Raw genomic sequence first — 13,332 nt, 5'->3', positions numbered from 1 at the left:
TCAAGTGCGCAGCGTATCGAGACCTGCGGAGAAAGCGAGCCCTCCGCGCCAGCTTCGCGCGATTCGACGTGCACGTCGCGCTCAGCCGAGGATTCGGTGGTCAAGAGCGAAACTGACGAGGCTTTCCGAGGCGGTTTTGTGCGCCCGCGCACAGCTGGACGCGCTCCCGGGGCCGCGGCAGGTACCGTCTGGCGGCTCTCTCGTCCCCAGCAACGCCAGGAGGATCAACGCATGTCGGAGGCCGTGGCGCTCGGTGCCGCCCCCGCCGTTCCCGCGAAGGGGCTGCGCGGCGGCGCGCTGGGCATGGTGTCGTCGATGGTCATCGGGATGTCGTCGACGGCGCCGGCGTACTCCATCGCGGCCACGCTCGGGCTGATCGTCCTGGCCGGCACCGGGTTCAAGGCGGCCGCGTTCGTGCTGCTCTCGTTCGTGCCGGTGCTGTTCGTCGCCTTCGCCTTCCGCGAGCTGAACACCGCGGAACCCGACTGCGGCACCAACTTCACCTGGGCGGCGCGTGCGTTCGGCCCGCACGCGGGGTGGTTCACCGGCTGGGTCGTCACGGTCGCGCAGCTGCTGGTGATGAGCAGCCAGTCCGCGCTCACCGGCCGGTACACGCTGCTGCTGTTCGGCGCCTCGGACGCGGCGGGCAACCGGTGGGTGACGACCGCGATCGGCGCCGCCTGGCTGCTGGCGCTGTGCTGGCTCTGCTACCGCGGGATCGAGGTGTCCGCGCGGGCGCAGTGGATCCTGCTCGGCGTGGAACTCGCCGTCCTGGTGCTCTTCTCGGCCGTCGCGCTGGTCCGCGTCTTCGACGGCACGGCCGGTCCGCAGGCGTCGCTGCCGCGGCTGGACTGGCTGTGGCCGGGCGGGGTGTCCGCCGGCACCGCGGTTTCGGCGGTGCTGCTGGCGGTGTTCATCTACTGGGGCTGGGAAAGCTCGCTGTCGGTCAACGAGGAGTCCGCGGATCCGCGGCACGCACCGGGCCGCGCGGCCGTGCTGTCGACGGTGTTGCTGGTGCTGAACTACCTGCTCGTGACGGTCGCCGCGCTGGCCTTCGCCGGGGTGGGCGAAGACGGGATCGGCCTGGCGAACGAAGCCAACTCCGAGGATGTCCTGGCCGGTCTCGGCGGCGCGGTGTTCGGCGACGGCGGAGGCGGCAAGGTCCTGGGCGTGCTGCTGATCGTGTCCGTGCTGACCAGCGGCGCGGCGACCAGCCAAGCGACGATCATGCCGGCGGCGCGCACGACGTTGTCGATGGCCAGCCACGGCGCCCTCCCGCGCGTCTTCGGGCGCGTGCACCCGCGGTTCCGGACGCCGACCGTGGCGACCTGGGCGTTCGGGCTGGTTTCGCTGGCCGTGTACGTCCTCCTGGCGCTGATCAGCGACAACGTCCTGGCCGACTCGGTCGACGCGGTCGGGCTGACCATCGCGATCGAGTACACGATGACGGCGCTGGCCTGCGTCTGGGTGTTCCGCCGGACGCTCTTCGCGAGCGTGCGCAACTTCGTGCTGCGCGGGTTGCTGCCGTTCACCGGTGGCGTGTTCTTCCTGGCGGTGCTGGGGTTCGCGCTGATCGAGTACGCGCGGCCGGACGCGGGCGAGACGACGGTGTTCGGCATCGGCGGTGTCGCGGTGATCGGCGTCGTGTCGATCGTGCTCGGGGTGCCGCTGATGTTCGCGGTCCACCGCGCCTGCCGCGACTTCTTCGCCGGCCGCCGCCTGCCGCGCGGGTTCGTGCCGCGCGGCGGCGAGAGCATCGTCAGCCCAGATCACGCCGGCTGAGGTCCTCCTCGGTCTCGCGGCGCACGAGCAGCGTCGCGACCCCGCCTCGCACGCCGACCAGCGGCGGGCGGCCGACCTGGTTGTAATTCGAGGCCAGCGAGTGGTGGTAGGCGCCGGTGCACGGCACGGCCAGGAGGTCCCCTGGGTGCAGGTCGGCGGGCAGGCTGAGGCCGTCGGCGAGGATGTCGCCGGCTTCGCAGTGCCTGCCGACCACGGTCATCGGGACGCGCCGCGCCTTCGACCGCCGTCCCACCAGGCGCGTCGTGTACCGGGCGCCGTAGAGGGACGGCCGTGCGTTGTCGCTCATGCCGCCGTCGACCGCGACGAACGTGCGACTGCCGCGCTTGACCGCGCACACGCGGTAGACGGTGATCCCGGCCGGCCCGACGAGCGCCCGGCCGGGCTCGATCGTCAGGCGGGGCAGCGGGAAGCCGTGCGCCGCGCATTCGTAGGCCAGCGCCACGCCCAGGCGCCGTGAGTAGCCGCCGAGGTCGAACGCGGGCTCGCCGCCGATGTACGGCACCGCGTGCCCGCCGCCGAGGTCGAGCTCCCGCAGCGTGACGCCGTGGGTGTCGCGGATCCGGACGAGCACCTCCGCCATTCGCCGGGCGGCCGCCTCGTACCGGTCGACCCGGGACACCTGCGAGCCGATGTGGCAGTGCAGGCCTTGGAGTCGCAACCCGGGTTGTCGCTTCACGGCTTCGACGGCGGCGTCGACGTTGTCGGGAACGCCGTCGAGCAGCGAGAAGCCGAACTTCTGGCCTTCGGCACCGGTGCTGATGGCGGTGTGCGCCCCGGCCGCGACGCCCGGCGTCACCCGGATCATCACCTGCTGAGCGCCGTGGGCGAGCGCGCCGAGCTGCTCGATCTCGTCGAGCGAGTCGACGACGATCCGCCGGACGCCGTAGCCGAGCGCGGCCTTCAGGTCCTCGGGCGTCTTCGCGTTGCCGTGCAGCAGCATACGTTCCGCGGGGAAGCCGACCGAACGCGCGACGGCGATCTCACCGGCGGAGCAGGTGTCGAGCGACAACCCCTCTTCAGCGACCCAGCGCAGTACGGCTCGCGTACAGAGCGCCTTGCTCGCGTACGCGACTTCGACGTCCGGCAGCGCTTCGCGGTACTCGCGCGCGGTGTCGCGGACCTGCTGTTCGTCGAGGAGGTAGGACGGCGTCCCGAAGCGGGCCGCGAGGTGGCTGACCTTGGCGCCGGCGAAGAGCAGCTCGCCGTCTTCGCCGAGTCGGGTGCTTCGCGGCCAGACTTCTGGCTCGAGGTGATCGGCGGCTTCGCAGCCGAGGCTGGGAAGAAGCTCGCTGAGCGTCACGGGTGCCTCCGGGCATCACGGCGGATCGGACCCCGCCAGGACACCGCCGCCGGCGGGCCCGGAGATCACCCGTGAATGCCGTCCTGACGGCTTTGGTTTGTCCGCTTACTCCTTATTAACGCGCCAGTAACTTGCGTCACCTACGACAGCCCCCACGACGACAGCAGCCCGAAGAGCTGCTCCCGCTCGGGACCGGTGAGCAGCCTGCTCGGGGGCCGGACGTCGGGGCGGCACAGGCCCAGCTGCCCGAGGGCGTCCTTGACCACGCTGACGTTGTTCGCGTTCCCGTTGGCCGCCCGGAGTTCCTCGAACGGGCGGATCCGCTCCCAGACGGCCATCGCCGCCGGGTAGTCCCCTGTGGACAGTGCGTGGAACATCTCCAGCGAGATCGCCGGGTCGACGTTCACCAGGCCGGACGTGAAGCCGGTCGCGCCGACGGCGAAGTAACCGGGCGCCGAGAGCTCCGCCAGGCCCGCGATCCACACGAACCGGTCGAAGCCGGCATCGCGGGCGACCGAGCCGAAGCGCACCGGGTCCGGGACCGCGTACTTCACGCCGATGACGTTCGGCGCCACCTCGCCGAGCGCGTGCAGCTGATCGCCGGTGATCGCCGGGTTGCGGACGTAGAGCACGACGCCCAGTTCCGGCACCGCCGCGGCGATCGCCGCATGGTAGTCGACCCAGCCATCGCCGGAGATGTACGGGTGCACCGGCTGGTGGATCATGATCATGTCCGCGCCGGCCTCGCGCGCGTGCACTGCCGCCCGCGTCGCCGAGGCGACGTCGTGACCGATCCCGGCGAGCACGCCGGCCCGGCCGGCTGCGGCTTCGACGGTCACCTCCAGGCAGTGCCGCGCTTCGTTCGCGTCGAGCGCGTAGAACTCGCCGGTGTTGCCGTTCGGCGTCACGACCTCGATGCCGCCGGTGATCAGCCGGTCCACCAGCTTCGCGTACGTCTGGCCGTCGACGGCGCCCTCGGCGTCGAACGGCGTGACCGGGATGGCCACCACCCCGGACAGCCGCCGCCTCTGCTCCTCGAACGTCATCGGGCCCCCTTCGGATCGCCGGTCTCGGTGGTGCGTTCGCCGGGCAGCCCGAAGGCGACCCGGTCGATGAAATCGGTGATGTGCTTGCGCAGCAGGTGTTCGGCCTGCCGGGCGTTGCCGCTCTCGGCGGCGTTCAGGATCGCCCGGTGTTCGGCCGCTTCGCCCTGCCAGGTGGGGCTGATGCCCCAGCCGGTGACGGTGATCAGCGCGGCCTGGTCGCGCAACCCGTCGAGGACTTCGACCAGCAGCGGGTTCCCGCAACCGGCGTAGAGCGCGCGGTGGAACAGCCGGTTGGCCAGGCTCGCCTTCGCCCGGTCGCCGGCCGCCGCACCGGTCTCGACCCCGGCCAGCACCTGCCGCGCTTCCCCGAAGTCCGCGCCCTGTTCGACGGCCCGCCGGAGGGCTTCGGGCTCCAGCAGCGCGCGCAGGTCGTACACCGCGTACGCGCTCTCGGCGTCCATGACCCGGACCGCAGCGCCCTTGTACGTGCTCATCGTGACCAAACCGGAACCGGCCAGGATCCGGAGGGCCTCGCGCACCGGCGTCTTCGACACCCCGAGCAGGGCGCCGACCTCGGCTTCGACGAGCGTTTCGCCCGGCCCGAACTCCCCGCTCAAGATCGCTTCCTTGATCGCGTCACGCACGAAATCCGTCCGCGAGACGGGCGGCGGCGGCCTCCGGGCCGAAGAAGTGCTCGCCACTGGCATGTCCGATCTGATATACGATGCGACATACAACATTATCACGGACCTAGGGAGCAGCCATGCAGCGTTGCACCGGCTTCCGATTCCGACGAGTGTTGCTGGCGGTGAGCCTCGCCGCGGGCCTGGCGGCCTGCGGCGCGCCCGGTGGCGACGGCGGCCAGGCGGCAGATCCCCAAGCCGTGCCGGACAAGCCGGGCAAGCCGGTCGAGCTGAACATCCTCGACGTCGCCGGCAACCTGCAGCTGACCAAGCAGATGATCGAGAACTTCAAGGCCGCGCACCCGGAAGTCCTCGCGAAGGTCACCTATTCGACGGCGCCCGCGCCGAGCATGGCGGGCAAGCTCAAGGCCGAGCAGGACGGCGGCGTCGCCCAGACCCACCTGGTGCTCAGCGGCACCGACGGCCTCTCCGCCGGCATCGCGAACGGCACCCTGGCGAAAGTCCTGCCGGACTTCTCGAGCCGGTTTCCCAACCTGATGCAGAACTACCTCGAGCCCGCGGCCAAGATGCAGGAGCTGGCCAACGGCTACGGCATCGAGGTGGTGTACTACCCGTCGGGCCCGCTCCTGGAGTTCAACCCCGGCGCGGTGCCCGCCGCCCCGGCGTCCCCGCAGGAGCTGCTCGACTGGGCGAAGGCGCACCCGGAGAAGTTCCAGTACGCCCAGCCGTCGAACTCCGGCCCGGGCCGGACGTTCCTGATGGGCCTGCCGTACCTGCTGGGCGACAAGGACCCGAAGGACCCGGAAAAGGGCTGGGACAAGACCTGGGCGTTCCTGCAGGAGCTCGGCAAGTACGTGAAGTACTACCCGTCGGGCACCACGGAGACGATGAAGAACCTCGCGTCCGGCTCGGTGGACATGATCATGTCGACGACCGGGTGGGACATCAACCCGCGCAAGCTCGGCACCGTGCCCAACACGGTCAAGACGGCGATCATGCAGCCGATGCACTGGGTCACCGACGCCCAGTACGCCCTGATCCCCAAGGGCCTTTCGCCCGACCAGGAGTCGGCGATCCTGCAGCTGGTCGCGTGGATGCTCAAGCCGGACCAGCAGGCGATCGCCTACGACGACGGCTACTTCTACCCCGGCCCGGCGGTCAAGGACGTCACCCTGCAGATGGCGCCCCAGAAGAGCCAGGACACCATTCGGCAGTTCGGCCGCCCGGAGTACGAGCAGTGGATCGCGCAGTACCCCAAGGAGACGTCGCTGCCGGCCGAGCAGCAGGTCAAGGCGTTCGACAAGTGGAACCAGCTGGTCGGCGGCTCGAAGGTCGGCAAGAAGTGACGTTCGGGCGGCTGCGGCTGGACGGCGTCTCGCGCAGCTTCGGCACCGCGAACGCCCTGCGCGGCCTCGACCTCGCGATTCCCAGGGGCGAGTTCGTGGCCCTGCTCGGCCCGTCCGGCTGCGGCAAGTCGACGGCGCTCAACTGCCTGGCCGGCCTGCTGCCTCTGACCGCGGGCAGCATCTGGCTCGACGACACCCGCATCGACGGGCAGCCGCCGGAGCAGCGCGGGTTCGGGATGGTGTTCCAGAACTACGCACTGTTCCCGCACATGTCCGTCCGCGCGAACGTCGGCTTCGGCCTCAAGATGCGCAAGGTCGGCCGCGCCGAAGCCCGGCGGCGGGTCGACGAGGCGCTGCGCCTGGTGCAGCTGACCGAGCACGCGGCGAAGTTCCCCGCGCAGCTTTCCGGCGGCCAGCAGCAGCGCGTCGCCATCGCCCGCGCCGTCGTGCTGGAGCCGCCGGTCGTCCTGATGGACGAGCCGCTGTCCAATTTGGACGCCAAGCTCCGGCTCGAGATGCGGATGGAGATCCGCCGCCTCCACCAGACGCTCGGCCTGACCACGGTGTACGTCACCCACGACCAGGAGGAGGCCCTGTCGCTGGCCGACCGCCTGGTGGTGCTGCGCGAGGGCGCGGTCCAGCAGGTCGGCACACCCGAGGAGGTGTACGCCCAGCCGGTGAACAGCTACGTCGCGTCCTTCATGGGCTACCGCAACCTCCTCGACGTGACGGTGACCGGGGCGGCCGGCTCCACGGTCACCGTGGAGGGTGCGGGGGTCCGCCTCACCGGCCGCGGCACGCTCACGGAGGGCCCGGCGAAGGTGGCGATCCGCCCGGAGGACTTCGTGATCGGCGACGGCACCGAGAACGCCCTCGACGTCACGGTCGAGATCGTCGAGTACCACGGCCGTGAGCTGTCGGTCTCCGCCCGGCTGGCGACGGGCGTGCCGGTCTACTTCCGGACCGACAAGCGCCTCGCCCCGGGTGACACGGCGAAGATCGGCGTCCCCGCCGAGCGGGTCCTGGTGTTCGCGCCGTGACCGCCGGGATCGCCGGGATTGCGACGAGGGTGGGCGCCGGGCGCCGCGGCGGTTTCGCCGCTGGCGCGCCGGGTGCCGATGTTGCCGGCGGCGCGGTGGTGGCCGTCGCGCGGAGTGGCGCTGCTCGCGGTGTGGTGACGGCCGCCGTGAAGGCGCCCGCGGTGGTGGTGCCCGTCGCGGGCAGTGGCGCGGCTCGCGGTGTGGTGGTGCCCGCCGCGAAGGGGCCCGCGGTGCTGGTGCCCGTTGCGCAGGGCGGTGTCGCCTGCGGGGCCATGGTGGTTGCCGCCGCGGCTCACGCGGTGATGGTGGCCGCCGCGCGGGCAGTTGTTGCGCGCGGTGCAGTGCCGGGTGCCGCCGTGGTCGTCGGCATGAGCACGGCCGCCCGCGGTGGGGAGGTCGCGCCATGACCGCCGTCGCGAGTGCCCGTCCGGCGCTGCGGCACCGCCTCGCCGAACGCGGCATCGACCGCACCCTGCTGCTCCTGGTGCCCGGCCTGCTGGTGACCGCCTGCCTGTTCCTGTACCCCTTCCTCTACGGCCTCCAACTGTCGTTCGCGCCGCGCAAGGGCGGCGTCTTCGCGAACTACGCGCGGTTCTTCGGCGACCCCTACCTGCGCAACACCATCTGGACGACGCTCGGCATCGCCCTCCCGGCCACCTTCATCAACGTGCTCGCCAGCATCCCGATCGCCTACGTGATGCGCGGCCGCGTCCGCGGCAAGCGCCTCCTGACGACGATCCTCGTCGTGCCGATCACGCTCGGCACGGTGCTCACCGCGCAGGGCCTGATCATGTACGGCGGGCCGGCGGGCTGGCTGAACAAGGTGCTCACCGTCCTCGGCGTCACCGACCAGCCGTTGCCGCTGATCCACAACTACACCGGCGTGCTGCTCTCGCTGGTGATCACCGGCTTCCCGTTCTCCTTCCTGCTGACGTTGTCCTATCTGTCGGGTATCGACCCGTCCCTGGAAAAGGCGGCCGCCACGCTCGGCGCGAACGGCGTCCAGCGCTTCCGGCGGATCACGCTGCCCCTGCTGGCACCCGGCCTGGCGATCACCTTCTGCCTTTCGTTCGTCATGGCGTTCTCGGTCTTCCCGAGCGCGCAGCTCGTCGGCGACCCCGCGAACGAGACCCGTGTCATCTCGATCGCCGCCTACCACGCCGCGTTCGAGGAGTACGACTACTCGATGGGCTCGGCCGTCGCGATGCTCATGGCGGTGGTCATGCTGATCGTGATCGGCCTGGTCATGGCGTGGCGCGGCACGCTGTACCGCGGAGCGACCGGAGGCAAGGGATGACCGGTTGGGTCGCACGTCCCGGACGTTGGGTCGTCTGGACCGTCGTCGCGTTCTTCTTCGTCAACCTCGCGGGCGTGGTGCTCTCGGTGGTCGTCGACTCGTTCGGCACCCAGTGGTTCGGCACCTGGCTCCCGGACGGCTTCACCACCCATTGGTACGCCGACGCCTGGCGCGAGTTCGGCCTCTCCGACGTCCTCCTCACGACGGCGATCGTCGCGCTCGTGGTGATCGCCGTGTCGGTGGCCGTCGGCGTCCCGGCCGCCTACGCGCTGGCCCGCCGCTCGTTCCCCGGCAAGCGCCTGGTGATGCTGCTGTTCGTGCTGCCGATCCTGATCCCTCCCATCACCTACGGCATCCCGCTGGCCACCGTGCTGTACAAGTTCCACCTGGCCGGCACCATCACCGGCGTCATCCTCGCCAACCTCGTGCCCTCGGTGCCGTTCGTCGTGCTGACGATGACGCCGTTCATCGAGCAGATCGACCCGAAGATCGAGGCCGCGGCCCGCATGTCCGGCGCGCGGACCGTCTCGGTGTTCACCCGGATCCTCGGCCCGCTGCTGCTGCCGGGCATCCTGGCCGCGTCGATCCTGGTGCTGGTGCGCACGGTCGGCATGTTCGAGCTGACGTTCCTCACCGCCGGCCCGGACTCGACGACCCTCGTGGTGGCGCTCTACAACTCCGTGTTCGCCGCCGGCATCCGCGCCAACCAGTCCGTCGACGCCATGGCGACCATCTACACCGCCTCCATGCTCGTGCTCCTTCTCATTGCGTTGCGGTTCGTGAACCCGACCCAGCTGGTGACCCGGATCCGGGAGGAGGCCTGACTCGTTCGCTCATGCGTTCGACTCTACCCCGAAAAGTCGAACGCATGATCGACACGATTGAGCGAACCTGCAGGTCTTGCGCCTCCCCCGAGGGGAGCTGCCACGCTGATGGCATGCGGTACTCCATCGGCGAACTCGCCCACCGGACCGGGCTGACGGTCAAGGCCGTCCGGTTCTACTCGGATCGCGGCCTTGTGCCGCCGTCCGGGCGCAACACCGCGGGCCAGCGCCGTTACGACGACGCCGCGCTCGCCCGGCTCGACATCATCCGTGTGCTGCGCGACCTCGGTGTCGACCTTGCCACGATCCGGCAGGTGATCGACGGCGAGACCACCGTCGCGGAGGTGGCGGCGGAGCACGCCGCGGCGGTGGAGGTACAGATCGGCGTGCTGCGCCGGCGAAGGGAGGTGCTGAACGCAGTGGCGAACCGTGGCTCGCGCCCTGAGGAAGCGGGGCTGGTGCACCAGGCGAACCGTGGCTCGCGTCCGGAGGAAGCGTGTGTGGTGCACGGGGCGAGTCTCGTGCGCGAGGTGAATCGTGGCTCGCGTCGCGAGGATGCGAGTTCCGTGCCCTCGGTGACGTCCCCCGCGGAAACGGATCTCGCACACCAAGCGAATCTCGCGCACCAGCGGGCCCTGTTGTCCGAAGTGGAGCGGCAGTGCCTGATCGGTGACTTCCTCGCCGACGCCTTGGGTGATCGCCTCGAGCTGGCGGGGATCGCCCGGACCTTGACCCCGGACCTGCCCGAGCACCCCAGCCCCGAGCAGGCCGAGGCGTGGCTCGAGCTGGCCGCGCTGATGCGGGACACGGACTTCCGCGCGAACCTGCGCGGGTTCGCGGACAGTCACGAACCCGGGTTGCGTCGTGACCTGGCGGCCGAGGTGCGGGAGGCCGTCACCCCGGCCGTCGTGGCCGGGATCGTGCCGAAGTCACCGGCGGCGAAGGCGATCGTCGACGGCCTGGGGCGCGAGCCCGGCGAGCTCCGGGAATGGCTCGGCGTCGCCAACGACCCGCGCCGCGAGCGCTACCTACAACTATTGGGGGTGATCAACGGCTGGGCGGCACCGGAAAGCCTGGCTCCCGCCTTCGACTGGCTGGCCGAGGCGATGGCGGCCTGACCGACTCGACGATCGATGCCAGCGCGTCCTCCACCGGTCGGGCGTCGGCCCGGCTCCCGTCGCGCAACCGGACGGATAGCTGCCCGGCGGCGACCTCCTGCGGCCCGATCACGGCTTGGAACGGCACCAGGCGACCGTCGCGGATCCGGGCGCCGAGGCTGCCGTCCGCGGCGATTTCGGCCCGCAGGTCGTCGCAGCGGTCCAGGACTTCACGCGCGTACGGCACTTCCGCGGCGGACACCGGGAGGAGCCGGAGCTGCACCGGTGCGAGCCAGGCCGGGAACGCGCCGCCGTGGACCTCGATCAGCTGGGCGACCGCGCGCTCGACGCTGCCGATGATGCTCCGGTGCACCATCACCGGGCGGTGCTTCGCCCCGTCCGCGCCGACGTACTCGAGGCCGAACTGCGCGGGCTGGTGGAAGTCGACCTGGACGGTGGAGAGGGTCGATTCCCGGCCTGCGGCGTCCGCGATCTGGACGTCGATCTTCGGTCCGTAGAACGCCGCTTCGCCCTCGCCTTCGTCGTACGGGAGGTCACCAAGGACCGAACGGAGGATGTCCACCGCGCCGGACCAGTTCCCGGGCACGTACTTCCCGCCGGGGCCGGGCAGCGAGAGCCGGTAGCGGGCCGGGCTGATGCCTAGTGCGTCGTACGCCTGCCGGATCAGGGCCAGCGCCGCGGCCGCCTCGGCTTCGACCTGGTCGAGGGTGCAGAACACGTGGGCGTCGTTGAGCTGGATCGCGCGTACCCGGGACAGCCCGCCGAGCACGCCGGACGGCTCGCTGCGGTACATGCCGCCGATTTCCGCGAGCCGCAGCGGCAGCTCGCGGTGGCTGCGGCCGCGCGAACGGTAGATCAGCGCGTGGTGCGGGCACAGGCTCGGGCGCAGCACGAGCTGCTCGCCGCCGACGTCCATCGGCGGGTACATGTCGTCGCGGTAGTGCGACCAGTGCCCGGAAATCTCGTACAGCTCGCGTTTGCCCAGCACCGGCGAATGGACGTGCCGGTAGCCCGCGCGCCGTTCGAGGGCGTGGACGTACTCCTCGAGGCTGTGGCGGACGATCGCGCCGTCGGGCAGCCAGTAGGGCAGGCCGGCGCCGATCAGCGGGTCGGTGCCGAACAGGCCGAGTTCGCGGCCGAGCTTGCGGTGGTCGGGCATGGTGGACTCCCTCGTGGACGGCGAGGCGGGAGACCACAAGACGAAGCCCGGGGCACCCGCCCCGGGCTCGAAACGTCGTTCAGCGCGCCGGGACACTCCTCGGCGTCGTCGTCACTGCAGCGCGCTTCATGGGATCGACGTTAGCAGCCGCGGTCAATACTTTTGATCCTCCGGCAGCCGGAACGTGTCGAACCGCGGTTTCCCGGCAGGCCGCAGCACAAGCACGTTCACGCCCGCGGCGGTCTGGCGGGTTTCGACGTGCTCGAACGCCTTGGGCACCACGCCGTCCGGGAAGAGCCGGCGGCCCTTGCCCAGCACGATCGGGTACAGCCACAGGCGGTACTCGTCCACCAGGTCGTGCGCGATCAGCGTCTGCAGCAGGTCGCCGCTCCCGTGGACCTGGAGTTCGCCGTCCAGCCGGGCCTTGAGTTCGCGGACGAACCCGACGACCTCACCATCCACGATGGACGTGTTGGCCCACGACGGGTCCGCCATGGTCCGCGACGCCACGTACTTCGGCAGGGTGTTGAGCCCGGACGCGACCGGGTCGGCGGGGTCGGTGACCTTCGGCCAGTGCGCGGCGAAAATCTCGTACGTCCGCCGTCCGAGCAGGAAGGCGTCCGCGCGGGTGAACCACTCCGCGACGAATCGGCCCATGTCCTCCTCGTAGTACGGCTTCACCCAGCCGCCCAGGTCGAAGCCGCCGGAAGTGTCCTCCTCCTCACCTCCCGGTGCCTGGTAGACGCCGTCGAGGGTGAGGAACGTCGTCACGGTGAGTTTGCCCATGGTGTCTCCTTCGGGTCGGTCCTGCCTGTCCCGTCGGACGGGGCACCCTCGGATCGACAAACCGCGCGGAGAATTTTTCAGGAGCTCAGGAACAGCTCCAGCTGCTCGACGACGAACGCGTGGTCGTCGGCCTGCGGGAGCCCGGAGACGCCGACCGTGCCGACCGGCCCCACCCCGCGGACCAGCACCGGGAAGACGCCGCCGTGGGCCGCGTAGAGGTCCGGGTCGAGGCGGGAATGCTCCTCGAACGAGCCGCCCTTCGAGCGGAACTGCGTCCCGATGTAGAAGGAGCTGCGGCCGTAGCGGTCGACGACGCGGCTCTTGCGGTCGATCCAGGCGTCGTTGTCGGCCGACGTCCCGGGCAGCGCGGCGTGGAAGAGGCGCTGGCCGTTGCGCCGGATCGAAATCGTCACCGGCAGCCCGCGGTCCCGGGCGGCCGTCAGCAGCTGCTGGCCGAGGGCCAGGGCGGTCTCGTTGTCGAACTTCGTGAACTGGAGGCGTTCCTCCTGCTCGGCGAGCTGGGCGAGGCGGTCGGCTTCGATCATGAGGCTATTAAATCAACACTGTTGTTTAATTGCCAGCGAACTCGGTCAGCGACAGCACGTTGCCGTCCGGATCGGGGAACCAGGCGATCCGGCCGCCCGGCGTGGTCCAGATTTTGTCGGTGTCCTGTGGCAGCGTGGCGTAGGTGAGGAACTCGACGCCACGGCCGCGCAGCTCGGCCACCGCGGCCCGGATGTCGGCGACAGCCCAGCCGAGCACCGTGAACGGCTGCGGCGTGAACTCGGCGACGGCGGTGACGCGCAGCAGGGTCGCGCCACTGCGGAACACGGACGCGAAGGGGGTTTGCTCGATGAACTCGAGCCCGATGACATCCGTGTAGAAGGCGCGTGAGCGATCGAGGTCGGTCGACGGTGCGAAGGCGACCAATTCCGCTGAGTTGAGCATGGCTTCACCTCTCGGTGGCGA

General features: G+C 70.5%; 14 protein-coding genes. 7 read left to right on the top strand and 7 right to left on the bottom strand.

Annotated features, from left to right (window positions below; all coding sequences use genetic code 11):
* Positions 1-231: 231 nt before the first annotated feature.
* A complete protein-coding gene (locus tag H5965_RS10520) occupies positions 232-1,782 on the top strand; it encodes an APC family permease (protein WP_310969398.1) in 1,551 nt (516 codons plus the stop codon).
* On the opposite strand, the gene lysA is transcribed toward H5965_RS10520, so the two are convergent.
* The 3 genes from lysA to H5965_RS10505 all read right to left on the bottom strand — a co-directional run bounded on the left by lysA (position 1,760) and on the right by H5965_RS10505 (position 4,850).
* Positions 1,760-3,103, bottom strand: a complete 1,344-nt coding sequence (gene lysA, locus H5965_RS10515; RefSeq protein ID WP_310969396.1) for a diaminopimelate decarboxylase — start codon at positions 3,101-3,103, stop codon at positions 1,760-1,762. The two genes, H5965_RS10520 and lysA, sit on opposite strands and share 23 nt — an antisense overlap.
* 140 nt (positions 3,104-3,243) lie before the next feature.
* Positions 3,244-4,149 (bottom strand): dihydrodipicolinate synthase family protein, encoded by a 906-nt coding sequence (locus tag H5965_RS10510; RefSeq protein ID WP_310969395.1) that lies wholly within the window; start codon positions 4,147-4,149, stop codon positions 3,244-3,246.
* Positions 4,146-4,850 carry a GntR family transcriptional regulator gene (locus tag H5965_RS10505; RefSeq protein WP_310969684.1) on the bottom strand — a complete coding sequence of 235 codons (705 nt, stop codon included), beginning with the start codon at positions 4,848-4,850 and terminating at the stop codon, positions 4,146-4,148. Before H5965_RS10505 ends, H5965_RS10510 begins: the two co-directional genes overlap by 4 nt.
* Before the next feature lie 62 nt (positions 4,851-4,912).
* On the opposite strand from H5965_RS10505, the gene H5965_RS10500 reads away from it, so the two are divergent.
* The 6 genes from H5965_RS10500 (at position 4,913) to H5965_RS10475 (ending at position 10,418) form a co-directional block, all read left to right on the top strand.
* The gene (locus H5965_RS10500; protein ID WP_310969393.1) at positions 4,913-6,139 is read left to right on the top strand and encodes an extracellular solute-binding protein; all 1,227 of its coding nucleotides are present in this window, start codon (positions 4,913-4,915) and stop codon (positions 6,137-6,139) included.
* The gene (locus tag H5965_RS10495; RefSeq protein WP_310969392.1) at positions 6,136-7,179 is read left to right on the top strand and encodes an ABC transporter ATP-binding protein; all 1,044 of its coding nucleotides are present in this window, start codon (positions 6,136-6,138) and stop codon (positions 7,177-7,179) included. Before H5965_RS10500 ends, H5965_RS10495 begins: the two co-directional genes overlap by 4 nt.
* Positions 7,176-7,586 (top strand): hypothetical protein, encoded by a 411-nt coding sequence (locus tag H5965_RS10490; RefSeq protein WP_310969390.1) that lies wholly within the window; start codon positions 7,176-7,178, stop codon positions 7,584-7,586. Before H5965_RS10495 ends, H5965_RS10490 begins: the two co-directional genes overlap by 4 nt.
* Positions 7,583-8,476 carry a sugar ABC transporter permease gene (locus H5965_RS10485; RefSeq protein WP_310969388.1) on the top strand — a complete coding sequence of 298 codons (894 nt, stop codon included), beginning with the start codon at positions 7,583-7,585 and terminating at the stop codon, positions 8,474-8,476. Before H5965_RS10490 ends, H5965_RS10485 begins: the two co-directional genes overlap by 4 nt.
* Positions 8,473-9,300 (top strand): ABC transporter permease subunit, encoded by an 828-nt coding sequence (locus tag H5965_RS10480; RefSeq protein WP_310969386.1) that lies wholly within the window; start codon positions 8,473-8,475, stop codon positions 9,298-9,300. Before H5965_RS10485 ends, H5965_RS10480 begins: the two co-directional genes overlap by 4 nt.
* A gap of 113 nt (positions 9,301-9,413) precedes the next feature.
* Positions 9,414-10,418 carry a MerR family transcriptional regulator gene (locus tag H5965_RS10475; protein WP_310969384.1) on the top strand — a complete coding sequence of 335 codons (1,005 nt, stop codon included), beginning with the start codon at positions 9,414-9,416 and terminating at the stop codon, positions 10,416-10,418.
* Here the strand turns inward: H5965_RS10475 and thrS are convergent.
* From thrS to H5965_RS10455, 4 genes are all read right to left on the bottom strand, one after another.
* Positions 10,348-11,616 (bottom strand): threonine--tRNA ligase, encoded by a 1,269-nt coding sequence (gene thrS, locus H5965_RS10470; protein WP_310969383.1) that lies wholly within the window; start codon positions 11,614-11,616, stop codon positions 10,348-10,350. The two genes, H5965_RS10475 and thrS, sit on opposite strands and share 71 nt — an antisense overlap.
* A 114-nt stretch (positions 11,617-11,730) precedes the next feature.
* Positions 11,731-12,363: a dihydrofolate reductase family protein gene (locus H5965_RS10465; RefSeq protein WP_310969381.1), complete on the bottom strand. Its 633-nt coding sequence runs from the start codon at positions 12,361-12,363 to the stop codon at positions 11,731-11,733.
* 77 nt (positions 12,364-12,440) lie between these two features.
* On the bottom strand, positions 12,441-12,908 hold the full coding sequence (locus H5965_RS10460; RefSeq protein ID WP_310969379.1) for a heme-degrading domain-containing protein: 468 nt from the start codon (positions 12,906-12,908) through the stop codon (positions 12,441-12,443).
* A gap of 25 nt (positions 12,909-12,933) precedes the next feature.
* Positions 12,934-13,311, bottom strand: a complete 378-nt coding sequence (locus H5965_RS10455; protein ID WP_310969377.1) for a VOC family protein — start codon at positions 13,309-13,311, stop codon at positions 12,934-12,936.
* Between the last annotated feature and the right edge of the window lie 21 nt (positions 13,312-13,332).

Source organism: Amycolatopsis sp. 505 (assembly GCF_031625235.1).
Lineage (GTDB): Bacteria > Actinomycetota > Actinomycetes > Mycobacteriales > Pseudonocardiaceae > Amycolatopsis.
This window is presented reverse-complemented; position numbering and strand designations above follow the sequence as displayed.